The sequence below is a fragment of the Saccharopolyspora sp. NPDC000359 genome, from assembly GCF_040300525.1.
Classification (GTDB): domain Bacteria; phylum Actinomycetota; class Actinomycetes; order Mycobacteriales; family Pseudonocardiaceae; genus Saccharopolyspora.
The window spans coordinates 12,674-32,391 of the sequence record NZ_JBEPDU010000017.1; the positions used below are offsets into that span (position 1 = coordinate 12,674).

Consider the following 19,718-nt stretch of genomic DNA (forward strand, 5'->3'; position numbering starts at 1 on the left):
TCCGGGTGGCAGGGCCTCCCGGAGCTGGTCAGGCCAGGGCGCCGTGGGCCCAGAAGGCGGCCAGTTCCCGGCTCACCTCGCCGATGTCGCGGTCCGGGTAGCGGTGCAGGACGAAGCGGGTGTAGGCGTAGTGCTCGGTCATGCCGCCCAGGAACGCCGCGCTGAGCTCCGGGTCCAGGTCCGGCCGGATCAGGCCGCGCTCGACGCCCTTGCGGGCCATCCGGGTGATCCGGTCGTGGAAGGTGCGGCGGCTCTCGGCCTGCATCCCCTCGACCTCCGGGTCGGTCTGGGCCGCCTCGTGCAGCACCCGGAACAGGTCCGCGTTGTCGGCGTAGTAGCGGAAGTAGCGCTCGGTGGTGATCACCACCGACTCCACCGCGTCGCCCGGGTTCCACTTCGACCGGGACTGCTCGAACAGGCCCTGCAGCAGTTCGGTCATCAGCTCGACCAGCGCCTCGCGCTTGTCGGTGTAGTACCGGTAGAACGCGCCGCTGGACATGCCCGCCTCGGCCGCGATGTCGGCCACCCGCGAGGCGGCGAAGCCGGATCTGCCGAAGACCGCGCGCGCCGCGCGCAGCAGCGCCTCCTTCGACCCCCGGCCCTTCGGCGTCTTCGGGCTGGCTACCGGTTGCAGCCGCTCAACGGCCACCGCGTCCTCCTGGTGACTCGATGCAGAGATGCGCCAACCTAGCGCATTCCGGAAAACTGATATTGACGTCAGTTTTACAGGCTGCTTAGAGTGCCCGCCATCACACCCCCTCGGGAGGCCGGCGTGACACTCCCCCGCAGCTCCGCGAACCCAGTCCTGGAAGTCGAGCAGCTCACCATCTCCTTCCCCACCGCCAGGTCCCGCACCACCGCCGTGCGCGACGTGTCCTTCGCGGTGTCCCCCGGCGAGGTCCTGGGCATGGCCGGGGAGAGCGGCAGCGGCAAGTCGCTCACCGCGTTGGCGGTCATGGGGCTGCTGCCCACGCCGCCAGCGCGGATCACCGGGCAGGTCCGGTTCGACGGCACCGACCTGCTGCGGCTGCCGGAACGCGCGCGGCAGGCCCTGCGCGGCGACGAGCTCGGCATGGTGTTCCAGGAACCGATGAGCGCGCTGGACCCGGTGTTCACCATCGGGCGCCAACTGGTGGAGTGCCTGCTCGCACACCGCAGCACCAGCAGGCGGGCAGCGCGCGCCGCCGCGGTCGAGATGCTCGACGCGGTCGGGATCCCGCTGCCGCAGCAGCGCTTCGGCGAGTACCCGCACCAGCTCTCCGGCGGGATGCGGCAACGCGTGATGATCGCGATCGCGCTGATCTGCCGCCCCCGCCTGCTCATCGCCGACGAACCCACCACCGCGGTGGACGTCACCATCCAGGCGCAGGTCCTGGAACTGCTGCGCGACCTGACCCGCCAGCACGGCACCGCGGTCCTGCTCATCACCCACGACCTCGGTGTCGTCGCCGAGCTCTGCGACCGGGTGGTCGCGCTGTACGCGGGCGAAACCGTCGAGAGCGGTCCGGTGGCCGACGTGCTGCGCGCACCCCGGCACCCCTACACTTCCCGCCTCCTGCAAGCGATCCCGCGGATCGAGGCCCGGCACGCCGAGCTCAAGTCGATACCCGGCCGGGTCCCACCACCGGGCGCCCAGCCGCCGGGCTGCGCGTTCCACCCGCGCTGCGACCACGCCACCGACGCCTGCCGGGCGGACCACCCCGACCTGCTCCCGCTCGCCGACGCGCGTTCGGTGCGCTGCGCCCGCGCTGCGGAGCTGACCCTGCCGGGGGTGGCCCGATGAGCCCGCTGCTGCAGGTCGAGGACCTGGCGGTCGCGTTCCCCACCAAGCGCAGGGGTGAACTGGTCCGCGCGGTCGACGGGGTGTCCTTCGCGCTGCTCGAAGGCGAAACAATGGGGTTGATCGGCGAATCGGGCTCGGGCAAGTCCACGCTGAGCCGGGCGCTGCTGCAGCTCGTGCAGCCCTCCCACGGCGAAGTGCACCTCGCCGGGGCGAACCTCGCGGAGCTGCGGGGCCGCGCCAAGCGCGACGCGCTGACCAGGGTGCAGATGGTGTTCCAGGACCCGAACGCGTCACTGGACCCCCGGATGCGCATCGCCGCCAGCGTCGAGGAACCGCTCGTGGTGCAGCGCAGGGGCAGCAGCGCTGAGCGCCGCGTCCGCGCGCTCGCGATGCTGGAAGCGGTCGGCTTGTCCGCCGCGCACGGCGAACGCTACCCGCACGAGCTCTCCGGCGGCCAGAAGCAGCGGGTGAACATCGCCCGCGCGCTGGTGCTGGACCCGGCGCTGGTGGTGTGCGACGAGCCGGTGTCGGCGCTGGACGTGGCGCTGCAGGCCGAGATCCTGGACCTGCTGCGCGGGTTGCAGGCCGAGCTGGGACTGGCCTACCTGTTCATCACCCACGACCTGGCCGTGGTGTCCACCATCGCCGACCGCGTCGCGGTGATGTACCTGGGGCGGCTGGTGGAGCTCGGGCCCGTCGACGACCTGGTCGAGCGGCCGCGGCACCCCTACACCGAGGCGCTGGTCTCGGCACAGCCCCGGATCGAGGAGCAGCAGCGGGACCGGATCGTCCTCGACGGCGACATCCCGAGCCCGGTGCACCCGCCGTCGGGCTGCCGGTTCCGCACCCGCTGCCGGTACGCCGAGCGCCGGTGCGCCGAGGAGGTCCCGAGCTGGCGGGAGGTCGAGCCCGGCCGCTGGTCGGCGTGCCACTTCGCCACCGCCCTGCCGCTGCGCGGCGTCGAAGGAGGTCGGCGGTGAAGCGCGTCGCGGCCGCGGGGTTGGCGCTGGTGCTCGCGTTGACCGCGTGCAGCAGCGGAGCGGCGGAGGTCGGCCAGCACCTGCGGGTGGCCTGGCGGTCCAACCCGTCCTCATTGGACCCGCAACGCGGCAACTCCGGCTCCGACCACGCCATCCTCTACACCCTCTACGACACGCTGGTGTCGTTCGACCCGAGGACGCTGGAACCCGCGCCCGGCCTCGCCGAGTCATGGGACCAGCGCGACCCGCGAGCGCTGGTGCTGCACCTGCGACCGGACGCGCGGTTCCACGACGGCACACCGGTCGACGCCCAGGCCGTCAAGTACAACATCGAGCGGGCCAAGGGCCCGGAATCCAACATCAAGTCCGATGTGGCCAGCGTGACCAGCGTCGACGTGCTCGACCCGCGGACCGCGCGGCTCAACCTGTCCCGCCCGGACAGCTCGCTGCTGCTGACCCTGGCCGACCGCGCCGGGATGCTCGTCTCCCCCACCGCGGCCGAACTCGCCGGTGAATCCTTCGAGCGCCACCCCGTCGGCGCCGGGCCGTGGCAGTTCGTCGAGTGGCGCTACGGGCAGTCGGTGCGAGTGCAGCGCTTCGCCGACTACTGGCAGCGCGGCCTGCCGCACCTGGACAGCATCACCTTCACCATCATGAAGGACGGCTCGACTGCGGTGAACGCGCTGCGCTCGGGTCAGCAGGACATGGTGTTCAACCCGCCCCCGCAGGACGTCGGACTGCTCGCCGCCGCCAAGGGCACCGAGGTCTCCTCCAGCCCGCAGCTGTACCAGCTGATCATCTACCTGGATCTGAGCGCCCCGGTGTTCCACGACGAACGAGTGCGGCGGGCGCTGAACCTGGCGCTCGACCGCGAGCAGATCCGGCGGGTCACGCAGTTCGGGCAGGGCGAGGTCGGCTGGACACCGCTGCCCTCGGAGCACTGGGCGTTCCCGGCGGCCGTGGCGCCCACCTACCCGCACGACCCGCAGCGGGCCCGCCAGCTACTGGCCGAGGCCGGTCACGGCGCGGGGCTGCGCTTCCCGCTGCTGACCTACCCGGACCCGGTCACCGTGCGGCTGGCCGAGGTGCTCAAGCACCAGCTCGGCCAGGTCGGCGTGCAGATCGACCTGGTCCCGACCGAGCTCACCCAGGCCAGCAGCGAGTTCTTCAACGAGCGCAAGTACCCGGCGATGCTGTCGGCCTGGACCGGGCGCCCCGACCCGAGCCTCACCTACAAGCTGATGTTCACCGAACGCGGCTACTACAACGCCGGGCACGTCGCGACCCCCGGCATCGACGAGGCGCTCAACGCCGCCAACAGCACCTCCGACCTGCCGCAGCGAGCGGCCGCGCTCGGCGAGGCGGCCGAGGTCGTGGCCGACCGGTCGCTGTTCGTGCCGCTGATCTTCCCGCCCGCGGTGGCCGCCTACCGCGAGCACGTGCGCGGCTTCGAACCGAACCTGCTGGGCAAGCCCAAGTTCACCGCCGTGCAGGTGCAGCGGTGACGGCCGCGGGGCAGAGCCGGGGCGCGGGCCTGCTGCGCACCGCCGGTTGGCGGGTGCTGGTCGCGGTGCCGACGCTGGTGCTCGCGACGTTCGTGGTGTTCGGCCTGCTGCACCTGATCCCCGGCGACCCCGCGCAGGCCATCGCCGGTGAGCACGCCACCCCGGAGCGGTTAGCCGAGATCCGCGCCCAGCTCGGGCTCGACGAACCGCTGCCGGTCCAGTACCTGGACTGGCTGCGGCACGCGGCCACCGGCGACCTCGGCGCCTCGCTGAGCACCGGGGAGAGCGTGGCAACCCTGCTCGGGCAACGACTTCCCACCACCCTGGCGCTCGGGGCCGCCGCGCTGCTGGTCGCCGTGGGCATCGGCGTCCCGCTGGGTGTCGCGGCGGCACTGCGGCAGGGGCGACCGGCCGACACCGCCATCACCACCGCGGCCACGCTGGGCATCGCGGTGCCCAACTTCTGGATCGGCATGGTGCTGGTGCTCGTGTTCGCCGTCCAGCTGCAGTGGTTGCCCGCCACGGGTTTCGTCGGGCTCACCGAGGACCCCGCGCAGGCGGTGCAGCACCTGGTCCTGCCCGCCATCGCGCTCGGCGTGGTCGGCGCCGCCGAGGTGTGCCGGCAGCTGCGCTCCGCGCTGATCGAGGTGCTGCGGTCGGACTTCATGCGCACCCACCGGGCGAAGGGCTTGGCGCACCGGACGATCGTCTGGCAGCACGCGCTGAAGAACGCCGGGCTGCCGCTGGCGACCATCATCGGGTTGCTGGTCAGCCGGGTGCTCGGGGCCAGCGTCGTGGTGGAGACGCTGTTCGCCCTGCCCGGGCTCGGCACGCTCGTCGTCGAGGCCACCACCCAGCGCGACTACCCGGTGATCCAGGGCGTGGTGCTGGTGACCGCGCTGCTGGTGCTGCTCACGAACCTGGTGGTCGACCTGGCCTACCGATTCATCGACCCGCGGATCACCCGGTGAACGAGGGAGTGGAGTCATGACGGCGCTTTCCCCACCTCGCCGGGAGAACCGGCTGCGGCTGGTCGTGCGGGACTGGCGCGGCGTGGCCGCGCTCGGCTACCTCGTGCTGGTGGCGGGGCTCGCGCTGCTGGCACCGCTGGTGACCGCGCACGAACCCAACGCGCAGAACTTCGACGCCGTCCTCGCCCCGGCGGGCACACCCGGCTACCTGCTGGGCGCCGACGACCTCGGGCGCGACGTCCTCAGCAGGCTGGTCCACGGCGCCCGGGCGTCGATGCTGGCCAGCTTCCTCGCCGTGGGCGTCGCGCTGCTGGTCGGGGTGCCCCTCGGGTTGGCCGCCGGATGCCTCGGCCGGATCGTGGACAGCGCCGTGATGCGGGTGGTGGACACGCTGCTGTCGTTCCCGGCGATCATCCTGGCCATCGCGATCACCGCGGCCCTGCGACCAAGCCTGGTCAACTCGATGATCTCGGTGGGCATCGTGTTCGCGCCCTCGGTCGCCCGCCTGATGCGCGCGCAGGTGCTCGCGGTGCGGGAGGAGACCTACGTCGAGGCGGCGCGCAGCTTCGGCAGCCGTGGTCGCCACCTCGTGCTGCGGCACCTGGTGCCCAACTCCGTGCAACCGGTGCTGGTGCAGTCCGGCCTGCTGCTGGCGCACGCGCTGATCGCCGAGGCCAGCCTGAGCTTCCTCGGGCTGGGCGTGCAGCCACCGGATCCGAGCTGGGGCGCGATGCTGGCCCGCGCCTACACCTTCCTGCACCAAGCACCGCTGCAGGTGCTGGTGCCCGGTCTGGCGATCGCCGCGACCGCGCTGGCCTTCAACGTGCTGGGCGACGTCGCCCAGCGGGCGCTCGACCCCCGCCGCCACCCCTAGGAGCCCACCGCACCAGTCCTGCGACCACATGGGAGGGACATTGTCCTGGAAACCGGAAGTCGACGAACTCCGGCGGCGCGAGGAGCTCGCGCGGCGCATGGGCGGGCCGGAGAAGGTCAAGCGGCAGCACGACCACGGCAAGCTGACCGTCCGGGAACGCATCGACCAGTTGCTGGACCCCGGCAGCTTCCACGAGATCGGCGCGATCGCCGGGAAGTTTCAGCCCGACGGCGCCTTCCAGCCGGCCAACTTCGTGCTCGGCCGCGGTCGGCTGGACGACCGGCCGGTGGTCGTCGGCGGCGACGACTTCACGGTGCGCGGCGGCGCGTCGGACGCCTCGATCCGGGAGAAGCAGATCATGGCCGAGCAGCTGGCCCACGAGCTGCGGATCCCGCTGGTCCGACTGGTCGACGGCACCGGGGGCGGCGGGTCGATCCGCTCGCTGGAGGCCATCGGGCGCACCTACGTCCCGGCCAACCCCGGCTGGGAGTGGGTGGCGGCGAACCTGGGCACCATCCCGGTGGTGGCGCTCGCGCTCGGCTCGGTGGCCGGGCTCGGTGCCGCGCGGGTTGCCGCCGCGCACTACTCGGTGATGGTGCGCGGCATCTCGCAGGTCTTCGCCGCCGGGCCGCCGCTGGTCGCGCGGCTGGGTCAGGAGGTCACCAAGGAGGAGCTGGGCGGCAGCGGCATCCACGGCCGCAACGGCGTGGTGCACGACGTGGTCGACTCGGAGGCGGCGGCCTTCGACCGCACCCGCCGGTTCCTGTCCTACCTGCCTCCCTCGGTGCACCAGGTGCCACCGCACGTCGAGACCTCCGATGACGCCGAGCGCCGCGAGGACTGGTTGATCGGCGCGATCCCCCGCGACCGGCGCCGCCCGTACCGGATCCGGCCGATCATCCAGGCCGTGGTGGACCAGGGGTCGTTCCTGGAACTGGGCCGGGGGTTCGGGCGCTCGGCGGTGACCGGTCTGGCGCGGTTGGGCGGCTGGCCGGTGGCGGTGCTGGCCAGCGATCCGATGGTCTACGGCGGCGGCATGACCGCCGACTCCAGCCGCAAGGTCGAATGGCTGGTGGACCTCGCCGAGACCTTCCACCTGCCGGTGGTGCACCTGGTGGACCAACCCGGGTTCGTCATCGGCGTGGAGGCCGAGAAGGCCGCCACGATGCGCTTCGGCGTGCGGGCGCTCAACGCGGTCTACCAGGCGAAGGTGCCGTGGGCGTCGGTGATCCTGCGCAAGGTCTTCGGCGTCGCGGGTGCCGCGCACACCAACGCCGCGCGGGTGCGCTACCGCTACGCCTGGCCGTCGGCGGACTGGGGGTCGCTGCCCATCGAGGGGGGCGTCGAGGCCGCCTACCGGGCCGACCTGGACGCCGCCGAGGACCGGGACGCGTTGCTGGCCGAGATCACCGGGAAGATGAACGCGATCCGCTCCCCGTTCCGCACCGCCGAGGCGTTCGGCATCGAGGAGATCATCGACCCCCGCGACACCCGACCGCTGCTGTGCGAGTTCGCCGAGCTCGCCGCGCCGCTGCGCACCGCGGGCCCGACGAGCTGGCACTTCCGGGGGTGAGCGCCGATGACCAGCGCCCTGAGCGGGGTGCGCGTGCTGGAGATCGCGCACTACATCGCCGGACCGCAGTGCTGCCAGATCCTGGCCGACCACGGCGCCGAGGTGATCAAGGTCGAGCCGCCGGACGGCGAGATGGGCCGCCGGGCCCAGCCGGTCCACGACGGCGAGAGCCTCTACTTCGCGGCCAACAACCGCAGCAAGCGCAGCATCGCGCTCGACCTGCGCGGCGAGGCCGGGAGGGCGGTGCTGCACGACCTGGTCGGCTGGGCCGACGTCCTGGTCACCAACTACGCCAACGGCGTGCCGGACAAGCTCGGGTTCGGTTTCGACGAGGTGCACCGGATCAACCCGCGGACCGTGGTGGTGCACGTGACCGGGTTCGGCCGCACCGGGCCGTACTCGTCGTGGGTGGCCTACGACGGGATCATCCAGGCGATGAGCGGGCTGGCCGACATGACCGGCGAGCCGGACGGCGCACCGACCATCGCCGGACCGTTCGTCGCCGACAACGTCACCGGTATGCAGGCGGCGATGGCGGCGCTGCTGGGCCTGCTGGCGCGGGAGCGCACCGGCCGAGGCCAGCTGGTCGACGTGGCCATGCTGGACTCGCTGGTCCCGCTGCTGGCGCACCACCTCTCGGTCGCGGCGGCCGGGGTCGACCAGCCTCGGCGGTGGGGTTCGGCGCTGCCGACGAACTACTCCGGCCTGTACCCGGCCGCGGACGGCTGGGTCTACCTCGCGCCGATCACGCTGAAGATGTGGGAGTCCTTCAGCGCCCGGCTCGGCCACCCGGAGTGGGCCGAGCGGGAGCGGGCCGAAGCGGGCTGGCGGGTGCGCGAGCGCGAGCAGGTCGACGCCGAGGTCGTCGCGTGGACCAAGGCGCGCGGCAAGGCCGAGGTGGTGGCGGTGCTGCAGGCCGACGGCGTGGTGTGCGGGCCGGTGCAGTCGGTGGCGGACCTGGTGTCGGACCCGCAGGTCCGGGAGCGGGGCATCGCGGTGCGCCTGCCGCTGCGCGACGGCAAGCAGGCGACGGTGCCCGGCCCGGCGCTCCGGCTGACCGGCACCCCGGCGCGGGAGCCGCAGCAACCGCCGCAGCTCGGCGAGCACACCGACGAGGTGCTGCGGCAGCTCGGCTACTCGTCGGAGCGGATCGAGGCGTTGCGCCGCGCCACCGGAGGCGCATCGTGATCCCCAGCCTGCTGGTCGCCAACCGGGGTGAGATCGCCCGCCGCATCATCCGGACCGCGCGGCGGCTCGGGGTGCGCACCACCGCGCTGCACTCCGAAGTGGACACCGACCTGCCGCACGTCGCGGAGGCGGACGTGGCGGTCGCGTTGAGCTCGCCGCGCGACTTCCTCTCGATCGACGCCGTCCTCGCCGCCGCGCGCGGTACCGGTGCCACCGCGGTGCACCCCGGTTACGGCTTCCTCTCCGAGAACGCCGACTTCGCGCGGCGCTGCGCGGAGGAGGGCCTGGTGTGGGTGGGGCCGTCGCCGGAGGCGATGGAACTGCTCGCCGACAAGGCGGCGGCGCGGGAGCACATGGCCGCGGCCGGGGTCCCGGTGCTGCCCGGCACGTCCGGGTTGGCGTCCGCGGAGGAGGCGGTGGCCGCCGGAGCGGTCTTGGGGTTCCCGCTGATGGTCAAGGCGGTTTCCGGCGGTGGCGGCATCGGGATGGGCACCGCCCACGACCCCGAGTCGTTGCGGCGCGCCGCGCGGACGGCTCTTTCCCGCGGTGGCGGCGCCTTCGGCGACGCGCGCATCTTGCTGGAGCGCTACGTGCCACGCGCCCGGCACGTTGAGGTGCAGATCGTGGGGATGCCTGATGGTTCGGTGCGGGCCTTCGGCGAGCGGGACTGCTCGGTGCAGCGCCGCCACCAGAAGGTCGTCGAGGAGTGCCCCTCCCCCGCCGTGGACCCGGGGCTGCGCGACCGGCTGTGCGCGGCGGCGGTGCGGGCCGCCGAGAGCGTCGGGTACCGCAACGCCGGGACGGTGGAGTTCCTGCTCGACCCGGCCAGCGGGGAGTTCCACTTCCTGGAGGTCAACACCCGGTTGCAGGTCGAGCACCCGGTCACCGAGCAGGTGCACGGCATCGACCTGGTGGAGCTCCAGCTGCGCATCGCCGCGGGCGACGACGTGCCCGCGACCTTCCCGGCACCGCGGGGGCACGCGGTCGAGCTGCGGGTCTACGCCGAGGACCCGGTCCGCTTCCTGCCCCGGCCGGGCCGGATCACCGACTGGGTCGAGCCGGGTGGGGTCCGGGTGGACGCCGGGTACGCGGCGGGCACGCAGGTGAGCCCGCACTTCGACCCGCTGCTGGCCAAGGTCGTGGCGCACGGCGCCGACCGCGCGGACGCGCTTGCCCGCGCGCGCCGGGCGGTCAGGCAGTTCGTCGTGCGCGGCCCGCAGTGCAACCTGCCGTTCCTCGCCGAGCTGCTGGACTCCCCGGAGTTCACCAGCGGGGCCTACGACACCGGCGTGGTGGACCGGATCATCGCACGACGGAAGGAGAACTGATGGAGATCAGAGCCGAGATGGTGGCCAACGTCTGGAAGGTCCTGGTCGCCGAGGGCGCCGCGGTGGAAGCCGACGACGAGCTGGCGGTCCTGGAGTCGATGAAGATGGAGATCCCGGTCGTGAGCGGGACCGGCGGCGTGGTCACCCGGCTCGCGGTGGCCGAGGGCGACGCGGTCTCCGAAGGCGACCTCATCGCCGTGATCAGCGCGGAGTAGTCGGCGACCGCTCCCCGGAGGGCCTCCGGGGAGCGGGTCAGGCCCGCAACGCCTCGATCGCGGTGTCGATCGCGGCCAGCGCCGCGGTGCGGTCGAGCCCGGCCCTCGACACGAGCGAGAGCCCTTGGACGACGTAGAGCAGCAGCTGGGCTTGGTCCTCCGGACGGGCGTTGCCGGTGACCTCCCCAGCGGCCTGCCCACGGCGCAGCGCGTCGGTGAGGACCTCGGTGAACCGGCGGTAGGAGCGGGAGACGACTTCGGTGGCCTCGCTGTCGTGCGGGACGAGCTCGGCGGTGGTGTTGCCGACCAGGCAGCCCTGCGGCACGCCCACGTCGGAGACCAGCTCGTCCAGGCGTGCGGGGTGGGTGAGGACCTCGCGGAGCGCGGGCAGCAGCGGGGTGGTGTCCAGCGCGGCGACCAGGTGCCGCTCGTAGACGTCCCAGTAGAGCCGGACGGCGTCGAGGTAGAAGCGGCGCTTGTCGCCGAACGTCCCGTAGAGGCTGCCGCGTTCGACGCCCAGCGCGTCGACCAGCTCCTGGATCGACGTCGCCCCGTAGCCCCGGGACCAGAACAGCTCGAGGGCGCGCGCCAGCGCCTGATCCTTGTCGAATTCGCGGGGGCGTCCGGTCCGTACCACGAGCCCGACACTACCGACTTCTTGACAGCGCGTTCAAGAAGTCGGTAGCTTCGGCCGCGTCACTTCTTGAACGCCTGCACAGAAGTCGTCCGCAGTCGACCCGTGCAGCCCAAGCCCCACGCCGTCGCACCACGCGCCTCGGCGCCCAGTGAGGAGAAGCAGAACCATGGATCGCCTAGCGGGAAAGCACGCGCTGATCACCGGCGGCACGAGCGGCATCGGCCTCGAAACGGCACGGGAGTTCCTCGCCGAGGGAGCGACCGTCGCGATCACCGGTCGCTCGCAGGAGCGACTGACGGAGGCCGCGCGCAAACTGGGCGGGCCAGTGCTGCCCATCGTCAGCGACGCCGGTGACGTGCCCGGCCAAGCCGCGCTCGCCGCACGGCTACAGCAGGAGTGGCCGAAGCTCGACATCGTGATGAGCAACGCCGCCGACGTCACCCACCTGCCGATCGAGGCGTGGACCGAGGAGGCCTTCGACAGGCTCGTCGCCACCAACCTCAAGGCGCCGTTCTTCCTGGTCAAATCCCTGCTGCCGCTGTTCTCGCAGCAGTCCTCGGTGATCCTCGTCGGATCGGTCTCCGCCTTCGTCGGGCACGAGGGCGCGACTGTCTACGGCGCTGCCAAGGCGGGCCTGCTGTCCTACGCCCGCGGGCTGACCTACGAGCTGAAGGGCCGCGGCATCCGGGTCAACGGACTGAGCCCGGGGCCGACCGTGACCGGCGCGCTCAAGCCGCTTGGTGCCCAGCGCGAAGCCGAGCTCCACGAGGAGTTCCGGCGGACCGTTCCCCTGCACCGCATGGGCAGCGCCACCGAGATGGCGAAGGCAGCCGTCTACCTGGCCTCGGACGAGTCCGCCTACACCGTCGGCACCGTGCTGCGCGTCGACGGCGGCATCGGGGAACTCGCGTACTGAAGGTGCGGCCTCAGCCGTCGAGGTGGTAGAGCTCGGGGAGGTTGACCACGATCGCCTCCTGGGTGCTGCGGGCGATCACCACCACCGCCGGGTGGTCCGGGTCCGGGTTCTCCTCCCGGTGCGGGACGTAGGGCGGGACGAAGATGTAGTCACCCGGCTCGGCCTTGAGGCGGACCTCCTCGGTGCCGTCGTGGAAGACGAACTCCGGGTTGCCGCTGACCACGTGGATCGCCGTCTCCGACTCGCCGTGGTGGTGGTTGTCCGAGGCCGTCGACGGGGCAACGTGGGTCTCGCCCATCCAGATCCGCTCCGAGCCGACCAGTTCCCCGCTGATCGCGGCCAGCCGCCGCATGCCCTCGGTCTGCGCGGTGTTCCTGTCCAGGTCAGCGGCCCGGACGTGGTGCAGCCGGGTGCGCAGCGAGGCGCGCTGCGCATCGGGCACCGCCGTGGACAGGTCCGGATGGAAAGCGTCGTGCTGGGTCATCTGCGTCCTCCCTCGCGCACCCGACCGAGGCCGGACCCCGAGGTAACCCCACCACCCGCGGCGCGCACAACCCCACTGGAGGTGATCTTGCCCGCCCGCGGGCGGCGGGACCCGGGTTCGCCCTGAGCAACGCGGGTTCCGCCAGCGGGTCGAGGACGCGCGCGGGCAACCCACGTAATCTCGTGTCGTCGAGTCCGGATCGCAGGCGGGCGAACCGGCAGCACGGATGGGGACCAGCGATGTGGCACGGGCGCTCCGGAGCCGCCGACCTCGGCGGTCGCGCGATCGCGGCAGGTGACCGCGGGTGATCGAGCAACTGCTACCGGCCGAGGTCAGCTGCGTCGAGACGGTCACCGACCCACCCCGGGTGGGCCTCTTCCCGGAGGAGGAGGCGATCATCGCGCGCGCGGTGGGCAAGCGCCGCCAGGAGTTCACCACGGCCCGCTGGTGCGCGCGCCAGGCGCTGAGCCGCATCGGTGTCGAACCAGCGCCACTGCTGACCGGGGAGCGCGGGGCGCCGCTGTGGCCGTCGGGGATCGTCGGCAGCATCACGCACTGCGCCGGGTACCGGGCGGCGGTCGTCGCCCACCAGGAGAAGGTGCAGTCGCTCGGCATCGACGCCGAACCGCACGAACCGCTGCCCGACGGTGTGCTCGACGTGGTGTCGCTTCCCGCCGAGCGCACCCACCTGGCCGAGCTGTCCACTTCGCACCCGGGCACACACTGGGACCGGATCCTGTTCTGCGGAAAGGAGTCCGTCTACAAGACCTGGTTCCCGCTCACCCACGAGTGGCTGGGCTTCGAGGACGCCCAGCTGCACCTCCACCCGGAGGGCACCTTCACCGCCCAGCTCCGCAAGACGGGCGCGGACCGCACCGGCGCTCCCCTGACGGGGTTCACCGGGCGGTGGCTGGTCGACGATGGCTTGATCATCACCGCTATCGCCCTCTGAATATTCTCTTTCTCGGAAGATTTTAGATACTTTCATTCTTTTGAGCAAGAGGCTTCCTGTCGAACAGTTCCGGGGTAGACTGTTCGCAGCAACACCCGTCCCCGAGGAGCAGCAGTGAGCAGCACCCGCCCCGACCCGCGCACCGACGACGACGAGATCATCACCTGGTGGGGCCTGGTCATCGAGGGCTACCACGTCACCCAGGGCAAGCTGACCGCCGCCATCGCCGAGCGGTTCGGCCTCGCTCCCGCCTCCTTCGACATCCTGCTCCGCCTGGTGCGCTCGCCCGAGCACCGGATGCCGATGACCAAGCTCGCGCACGAGGCCGCGCTCAGCAGCGGCGGCTTCACCAAGGTCGCCGACCGCATGGCCAGGGCCGGGCTGATCCGCCGCGAACCGTGCGAGACCGACCGCCGGGTCACCTACGCGGTGCTCACCGACCATGGCCTGGACATCGCCCAGCGCTCCCGGGCAGTCGCCGCCGAGATCCTGCGCAAGCACGTTCTGGGCCACCTCGGCGAGGCGGACGCGGCCGCGCTCGCCGAAGCCATGCGAACCCTCCGCGAAGCCAACAGCTGACCCCCGGCTCGTCACCACCGCCCCACCAGCTAACCCCCACACCTGCCCGAAGGGCGACGCCGGGACCGCTGGCGGCCTGGCGGACGACCTCGGGAAGCCCGGCCAGCGCCGCGCATCCAGTCCTATGTGGACGTAGTTGGCACCCGAACTGCCGGTGTTTTTCCCACAATTCACGTTCACGGCCGCCGATCACGCGCTTGACAGTGTTTCCGGCCTGCCCTAGCTTCGGACGGGAAGTCCGGGAGCGCGACGCGGCACCCGCGTCCACCGACCGGGGGTTCGCTCAGGTCTGGCGGCGGGAGCGGGCCCCCACCCGGCCCCGCCGCGGTCTACGGTGGGAGGACCCACCCCCACGGAGGAACCGATGCCGCCGCAACGAATCCTGGTCACCGGAGCCGCCGGGCAGATCGGCAGGATGCTGCGCACCCGGCTGGCCAGGCCGGACCGCGTCCTGCGCCTGCTCGACATCCAGCCGCCCGCCGCCGCCGAACCCGGCGAGCAGGTCGAGCTGCGCACCGCGGCGATCACCGATCCCGAGGCGGTGCAGCAGGCCTGCCAGGACGTCGACGCCATCATCCACCTGGCCGGGCACAGCAGGGAGAACAGCTGGGAGGAGATCCTGTCCACCAATGTGGACGGCACCCACAACCTGCTGGAGGCGGCGCGGAAATCCGGTGTGCCACGGGTGGTCCTCGCCTCCAGCAACCACGCCGTCGGCTTCCTCCCGGTCGCCGACGCTGGCCCCGAGGGCTTCCCCGACGAGGCCCCGCCCCGGCCCGACACCTACTACGGCTTCAGCAAGGCGGCGGTGGAGGCGTTGGGCAGCCTCTACCACTCGCGGTTCGGCATCGACGTGATCTGCCTGCGCATCGGGGCCTGCGCGCCCCGCCCGAACGACGAGCGGGACCTGTCGATCTGGCTGTCCCCGGACGACGCCGGTCGGCTGTTCGAAGCCTGCCTGACCACCCCCGCCCCCGGCTTCCGGGTGGTGTGGGGAGCCTCCCGCAACACCCGGCGGCTGCTGTCCCCGGCCGGGGCCGAGCAGCTCGGCTACCACCCCCAGGACGATGCGGCGGACCACGCCGCGGAGGTGGTGCCGAACCGGCCCGGCCCCGAGCAGGACTACCTGGGAGCCACGTTCACCACCCTCCCGCTGGGCGAGCCTGGCTGAGGCGCGACGTGGTCGCCGCGGCGATCACCTGACCCGTTCGCGCACCCACACGCCAGCCGGCTTGAGCTGCTCGGTGCCGGGGTACGGACCGGAGTCGCAGGTGCCCTCCTCGAACACCGCGCCGGAGCGGGAGTCGTCGGAGTAGTTCCAGTTGGTCCAGCTGATGCCCTTCTCCGCCATCAGGTCCAGGTAGCGCTGCGCCATGTCGAAGTCGTTGCCGCCGTCCCCGCTGGCCTCCTGGGTGCCGAACTCGGTGACGAACAGGGGCAGCTGGTCCGCCGCGCGCGAGAGCACATCCAGGTACTCCTCGCCGTGCGAGGCCGCGTAGAAGTGGAAGGTGTACATGATGTTGTCGGCGTTGACCGGGTTGTCGACGACCTCCGACTCGTCGGCGCCCTCCGACACGCCCAGCGACGACCAGGCCCGGGTGCCCACCAGCACCACCGAGTCCGGGTCCTGCTCCCGGATCACCGGGATCAGCTCCTCGGCGTAGCTCTTGATCTGGTCCCACTCCACCCCGCTGGGCTCGTTGGCGATCTCGTAGAGCACGTTCGGCTTGTCCGCGTGCCGCTGGGCCACCTCGGCGAAGAAGGTCTTGGCCCGCTCCAGGTTGTAGTCCGGGTCGCCCGGGTCGAGCATGTGCCAGTCGATGATCGCGTACATGCCGCGCTCGGTGGCCTCCTCGACGTAGTCGTTCACCATCGCGGTGAACTTCGCCGGGTCCTCCTCGTAGCCGCCTTCCTGGATGTACATGGAGATCCGCAGCACGTCGGCCTGCCAGTCCTGGGCGAGGGCGTCCAGCGACTCGTCGTTGACGCACTGGCTGTACCACTGCAGGCCGTGCGTGCTCATCCCGCGCAGCTGCACGGGTGCGCCGCTGGCGTTGCACAGCGTCCTGCCGCACACGGACAGGACCCCGTTCTCCGCAACGGGATTCGGATCCGGCTCCACCGGCGCGGCGGCTTGGGCCGCGGTGCCGGTCATGAGCAGGGTCGCGGCGACGGCCGCCGCGCGGACACAGTTCTGCCACCTCATCGGCGTCTCCTCGGTCGAGGGCGATTCTGGCGGCGGAAGAACAGGAAACCCAGTTCCCGTTTGCTGGTCACCATAGCGATCACCGCGAAAAACCGTCAACGCCCCCGAACAGGGACTTGCACCCCTCACCGCCCTGCCAGAACGGAGTCCGGCGGCACGCAGCACATCGCAAACCACCCCCGTCCGCGCACGACCTCACCGGAGGCCAGACGTCCGATTTCCCTGGAAATCACACAACTCCGCATCCCCCTCCGAGGAACAACCACACCCCAACCCACCACCTACCCCGCCCCTGGCCACGCGAGACCTACAGTTTCAACTGAAACTGTAGCCACGGGTGACGAGCTCGCAGTTTCAATTGAAACCTCGAACATGAGTGAGGGAGGCCCGCAGTTTCAATTGAAACTGCGGGCCTCCCGCGTGTCGGGCGCCCGACACGCGGGGGTGAGTCGGTGCAGTTTCACTGGGATCACCTCAGTGGAATCGCACAGCTCCGGTCAGGGCAGGGCGTCGCGGGGGTACTCGCCCTCCGTCAGGTGAGCAGGTCGTGCGGGGTGGTGCCGGTTTCGGTGAGGTCCAAGCCGAGTTCGGCGCGCTCGACCAGCCAGCGGCTCGGGCGGTAGCGCGGGTCACCGGTCGCCGAGTGCAGGGCGCGCAGGATGGACAGCACCCGCCGCGGGCCGACCTGCTGGCCCCACTCCAGGGGACCGCGCGGGTAGCCCAGCGCGATCCGCACCGCGGTGTCGATGTCGGCCGGGCTCGCCAGCCGCTGCTCGGCGATGAAGCAGCTGGTGTTGACGATCGCAGCGAGGATCCGCTGCGCCACCATGCCCGGGTTGTCGCGCACCACCGTCACCGCGCGGCCGGTCGCGGCCAGCGCCGCCCAGGCCGACCGGGCGAACTCCGGGTCGCAGGCCGGGTGCACGGACAGCACGCAGCGGGCTTCGGTGCTCAGCGGGTCGACGCCGCACACCCGCGTGACGGGCAGGTCGGCGGAGCGCGCCGCGGTCGCCGCGCTGTGGCCGTGCGGGGTGACCAGCACGACTGCTCCAGCGGAGGGTTCCGGCCCGCGCTCCACCTCAACACCCGCGCCCGCCAGCGCGTCGAGCAGGTCCGCGCTGTCGGACCAGACCGGGCGCGCCACCGCCTCCGGCGGCTGCGGCTCGGGGTCCTCCTGCTTGACCCCGTCGACGTAGGTGTAGAAGCCCTCCCCCGTCTTCCGGCCGAGCAGCCCGGCTTCCAGGCGGGTGCGGGTGATCGGCGACGGGCGCAGGCGCGGGTCGCCGTAGTAGCCGGTCCAGATGCTCTCCATCGCCGGGTGGGTGACGTCCAGCCCGGTCAGGTCCATCAGCTCGAACGGGCCCATCCGCAGGCCCAGCACGTCGCGGCAGATCCGGTCGACGTCCGAGGTGCTGGCCACCCCCTCGGCGAGGACCTGCAGCGCCTCGGTGACCAGCCCGCGCCCGGCGTGGTTGACCAGGAAGCCGGGGGTGTCGGTGGCGCGCACCGGGGTGTGGCCGAGCCGCCGCACCAGGTCCACCAGCGCGTCGGGGAGCCACGCCGCGGTCCGGGCGCCGGGGATCACCTCGACCAGGCGCATCAGCGGCACCGGGTTGAAGAAGTGCAGCCCGGCGAGTCGGCTCGGGTCCGCCAGCGCGGTGGCGATGGAGGTGACCTGCAGCGAGCTGGTGTTGGTGGCGAAGACGGTCGTCGCCGGGCAGATCTTCTCCAGCTCGGCGAACAGCTCGCGCTTGGTGGCCAGGTCCTCGCGGACCGCCTCGACCACCAGGTCGCACTCGGTCGGGGCCAGCGGGCTGTCCACCGGGCGCAGCCTTCCCCGCGCGGCCGCCGCCTGCTCGGCGGTCATCCGGCCCTTGCTGGCCAGCTTGTCGAACATCTGCCCGATCTGGTCGACCGCGCTGGTCACGGCCTCAGTGCGCGCATCGGCGAGCTCCACGGCCAGGCCCGCCGCCGCGGCGATCTGCGCGATCCCGCGCCCCATCACCCCGGTGCCGATCACCCGCACCGCGTTGACCTGCTCCGCCCACTGCATGGTCGACCTCCCGCCCCGGTTGCCTTCGACGCACCTTCGCACGGCACGCCAAGAGCGTCCAATACTGAATTGGCCTATCAGTGATACGCCCGCGAACATAATCGTCGCGTGTTCCGGAGCGCAACGGCGCTGTGCTACGAACGGATGGCGGCGGCGGAACGGCCACCGCGGTGGAACCGAAGGAGCAAGCGATGCGCGAAGCGGTGATCTGCGAACCGCTGCGGACCCCGATCGGCCGGTTCGGCGGGGTGTTCAAGACCGTTCCGGCGGTCGACCTGGCCTCGACGGTGATCAGGGCGCTGCTGGCGCGCACCGGGCTGGACGGCGCAGCGGTCGACGAGGTGATCCTCGGCCACGGCTACCCCACCTCCGACGCCCCGGCGATCGGCCGGGTGGCGGCGCTGGACGCGGGCCTGCCCATCGAGGTCGGCGGCAGCCAGGTGGACCGCCGCTGCGGGTCCGGGTTGCAGGCAGTCCTCGACGCCGCGATGCAGGTCCAGACCGGGGTCAGCGACGTGGTGCTGGCCGGTGGCGCGGAGAGTATGAGCAACGCGTCCTTCTACACCACCGAGGCCCGGTGGGGCATCCGCGGCAGCGGGCTGCAGCTGCACGACTCGCTGGCCCGCGGCCGGGTCACCGCGGGCGGCGCGAACTACCCGGTCCCCGGCGGCATGCTGGAGACTGCGGAGAACCTGCGCCGCGAGTACGAGATCTCCCGCACCGAGCAGGACGAGCTGGCGGTGCGCTCGCAGCAGCGCGCCGGAGCCGCGCAGGGCGCCGGGCTGTTCGCCGACGAGATCGTTCCGGTGACGGTGCGCTCCCGCAAGGGCGACACCGTGGTCGAGGTCGACGAGCACCCCCGCCCGGAGACCACGATGGACACCCTGGCGGCGTTGAAACCCGTGCTGGGCAAGTCGGACCCGGATGCGACGGTCACCGCGGGCAACGCCAGCGGGCAGAACGACGCGGCGGCGATCTGCGTGGTGACCACCCCGGAGCGCGCCGCCGAGCTGGGCCTGCGACCGCTGGTCCGCCTGGTGTCGTGGGCGCGGGCGGGCGTGCCGCCGCGCACGATGGGCATCGGCCCGGTCCCCGCGACGGCGAAGGCGTTGCAGCGCGCCGGGATCACCCTCGCCGACGTGGACCTGATCGAGCTCAACGAGGCGTTCGCGGCGCAGGTTCTGGCCTGCACGCGGGAGTGGGAGTTCAAGCCCGCCGACTTCGAGCGGCTCAACGTCAACGGCTCCGGCATCTCCCTCGGCCACCCGATCGGCGCGACCGGCGCCCGCATCCTGGCCACGCTCTCCCGCGAGATGCACCGCCGCGAAGCCCGCTACGGTCTGGAGACGATGTGCATCGGCGGTGGCCAGGGCCTCGCCGCCGTCTTCGAGCGGATCTGACCGGCACCCACCGCGGCTCCGGGGAGGCCCCGGAACCGCGGTGGAGCTCCGGTTCCCGTCCCAGGGGACGAAGC

19 protein-coding genes are annotated in these 19,718 nt (G+C 72.0%); 14 read left to right on the forward strand and 5 right to left on the reverse strand.

The annotated features are described in order from the left end of the window. Positions 1–28: 28 nt before the first annotated feature. Positions 29–649: a TetR/AcrR family transcriptional regulator gene (locus tag ABT324_RS13395; RefSeq protein WP_351175865.1), complete on the reverse strand. Its 621-nt coding sequence runs from the start codon at positions 647–649 to the stop codon at positions 29–31. Between the two features lie 123 nt (positions 650–772). Between ABT324_RS13395 and ABT324_RS13400 the strand changes: the two genes are divergently transcribed. Genes ABT324_RS13400 through ABT324_RS13440 form a run of 9 tightly spaced genes read left to right on the forward strand, consistent with a single transcriptional unit; the run spans position 773 to position 10,417 of the window. Then, the gene (locus ABT324_RS13400; protein WP_351175867.1) at positions 773–1,783 is read left to right on the forward strand and encodes an ABC transporter ATP-binding protein; all 1,011 of its coding nucleotides are present in this window, start codon (positions 773–775) and stop codon (positions 1,781–1,783) included. After that, the gene (locus ABT324_RS13405; protein ID WP_351175869.1) at positions 1,780–2,763 is read left to right on the forward strand and encodes an ABC transporter ATP-binding protein; all 984 of its coding nucleotides are present in this window, start codon (positions 1,780–1,782) and stop codon (positions 2,761–2,763) included. The genes ABT324_RS13400 and ABT324_RS13405 overlap by 4 nt, the downstream gene beginning before the upstream one ends. Next, complete coding sequence (locus ABT324_RS13410; protein ID WP_351175871.1) at positions 2,760–4,268, forward strand: ABC transporter substrate-binding protein; 1,509 nt, start codon at positions 2,760–2,762, stop codon at positions 4,266–4,268. Before ABT324_RS13405 ends, ABT324_RS13410 begins: the two co-directional genes overlap by 4 nt. Beyond that, on the forward strand, positions 4,265–5,239 hold the full coding sequence (locus ABT324_RS13415; protein ID WP_351175873.1) for an ABC transporter permease: 975 nt from the start codon (positions 4,265–4,267) through the stop codon (positions 5,237–5,239). The genes ABT324_RS13410 and ABT324_RS13415 overlap by 4 nt, the downstream gene beginning before the upstream one ends. Positions 5,240–5,255: 16 nt before the next feature. Further along, on the forward strand, positions 5,256–6,113 hold the full coding sequence (locus tag ABT324_RS13420) for an ABC transporter permease (RefSeq protein WP_351175875.1): 858 nt from the start codon (positions 5,256–5,258) through the stop codon (positions 6,111–6,113). 40 nt (positions 6,114–6,153) lie between these two features. Beyond that, positions 6,154–7,686, forward strand: a complete 1,533-nt coding sequence (locus ABT324_RS13425) for an acyl-CoA carboxylase subunit beta (RefSeq protein ID WP_351175877.1) — start codon at positions 6,154–6,156, stop codon at positions 7,684–7,686. Between the two features lie 6 nt (positions 7,687–7,692). After that, positions 7,693–8,874 carry a CaiB/BaiF CoA transferase family protein gene (locus tag ABT324_RS13430; protein WP_351175879.1) on the forward strand — a complete coding sequence of 394 codons (1,182 nt, stop codon included), beginning with the start codon at positions 7,693–7,695 and terminating at the stop codon, positions 8,872–8,874. Beyond that, on the forward strand, positions 8,871–10,202 hold the full coding sequence (locus tag ABT324_RS13435) for an ATP-binding protein (protein WP_351175881.1): 1,332 nt from the start codon (positions 8,871–8,873) through the stop codon (positions 10,200–10,202). Before ABT324_RS13430 ends, ABT324_RS13435 begins: the two co-directional genes overlap by 4 nt. After that, on the forward strand, positions 10,202–10,417 hold the full coding sequence (locus tag ABT324_RS13440) for a biotin/lipoyl-binding carrier protein (protein WP_351175883.1): 216 nt from the start codon (positions 10,202–10,204) through the stop codon (positions 10,415–10,417). The genes ABT324_RS13435 and ABT324_RS13440 overlap by 1 nt, the downstream gene beginning before the upstream one ends. Positions 10,418–10,454: 37 nt before the next feature. Here ABT324_RS13440 and ABT324_RS13445 read toward each other — a convergent pair whose 3' ends face one another. Next, complete coding sequence (locus ABT324_RS13445) at positions 10,455–11,054, reverse strand: TetR/AcrR family transcriptional regulator (protein ID WP_351175885.1); 600 nt, start codon at positions 11,052–11,054, stop codon at positions 10,455–10,457. A 166-nt stretch (positions 11,055–11,220) separates the two neighbouring features. Here ABT324_RS13445 and ABT324_RS13450 point away from each other — a divergent pair, with 166 nt between their 5' ends. After that, complete coding sequence (locus tag ABT324_RS13450) at positions 11,221–11,970, forward strand: SDR family oxidoreductase (protein WP_351175887.1); 750 nt, start codon at positions 11,221–11,223, stop codon at positions 11,968–11,970. A gap of 10 nt (positions 11,971–11,980) precedes the next feature. Here the strand turns inward: ABT324_RS13450 and ABT324_RS13455 are convergent, their stop codons facing one another. Continuing rightward, the gene (locus tag ABT324_RS13455; RefSeq protein ID WP_351175889.1) at positions 11,981–12,454 is read right to left on the reverse strand and encodes a cupin domain-containing protein; all 474 of its coding nucleotides are present in this window, start codon (positions 12,452–12,454) and stop codon (positions 11,981–11,983) included. Between the two features lie 304 nt (positions 12,455–12,758). On the opposite strand from ABT324_RS13455, the gene ABT324_RS13460 reads away from it, so the two are divergent. From ABT324_RS13460 to ABT324_RS13470, 3 genes are all read left to right on the forward strand, one after another. Continuing rightward, positions 12,759–13,406, forward strand: coding sequence for a 4'-phosphopantetheinyl transferase family protein (locus ABT324_RS13460; protein ID WP_351175891.1), 648 nt, complete (start codon positions 12,759–12,761; stop codon positions 13,404–13,406). A 114-nt stretch (positions 13,407–13,520) separates the two neighbouring features. Then, the gene (locus tag ABT324_RS13465) at positions 13,521–13,985 is read left to right on the forward strand and encodes a MarR family winged helix-turn-helix transcriptional regulator (protein ID WP_351175893.1); all 465 of its coding nucleotides are present in this window, start codon (positions 13,521–13,523) and stop codon (positions 13,983–13,985) included. A 364-nt stretch (positions 13,986–14,349) separates the two neighbouring features. Continuing rightward, the gene (locus tag ABT324_RS13470; RefSeq protein WP_351175895.1) at positions 14,350–15,156 is read left to right on the forward strand and encodes an NAD-dependent epimerase/dehydratase family protein; all 807 of its coding nucleotides are present in this window, start codon (positions 14,350–14,352) and stop codon (positions 15,154–15,156) included. A 24-nt stretch (positions 15,157–15,180) separates the two neighbouring features. Here ABT324_RS13470 and ABT324_RS13475 read toward each other — a convergent pair whose 3' ends face one another. Beyond that, positions 15,181–16,191, reverse strand: coding sequence for a glycoside hydrolase family 5 protein (locus ABT324_RS13475; protein WP_351175897.1), 1,011 nt, complete (start codon positions 16,189–16,191; stop codon positions 15,181–15,183). A 532-nt stretch (positions 16,192–16,723) separates the two neighbouring features. Continuing rightward, complete coding sequence (locus ABT324_RS13480) at positions 16,724–18,244, reverse strand: 3-hydroxyacyl-CoA dehydrogenase (RefSeq protein WP_351175899.1); 1,521 nt, start codon at positions 18,242–18,244, stop codon at positions 16,724–16,726. Between the two features lie 191 nt (positions 18,245–18,435). Here ABT324_RS13480 and ABT324_RS13485 point away from each other — a divergent pair, with 191 nt between their 5' ends. Continuing rightward, positions 18,436–19,644, forward strand: a complete 1,209-nt coding sequence (locus tag ABT324_RS13485; RefSeq protein WP_351175901.1) for an acetyl-CoA C-acetyltransferase — start codon at positions 18,436–18,438, stop codon at positions 19,642–19,644. The last annotated feature ends 74 nt before the right edge of the window (positions 19,645–19,718 follow it).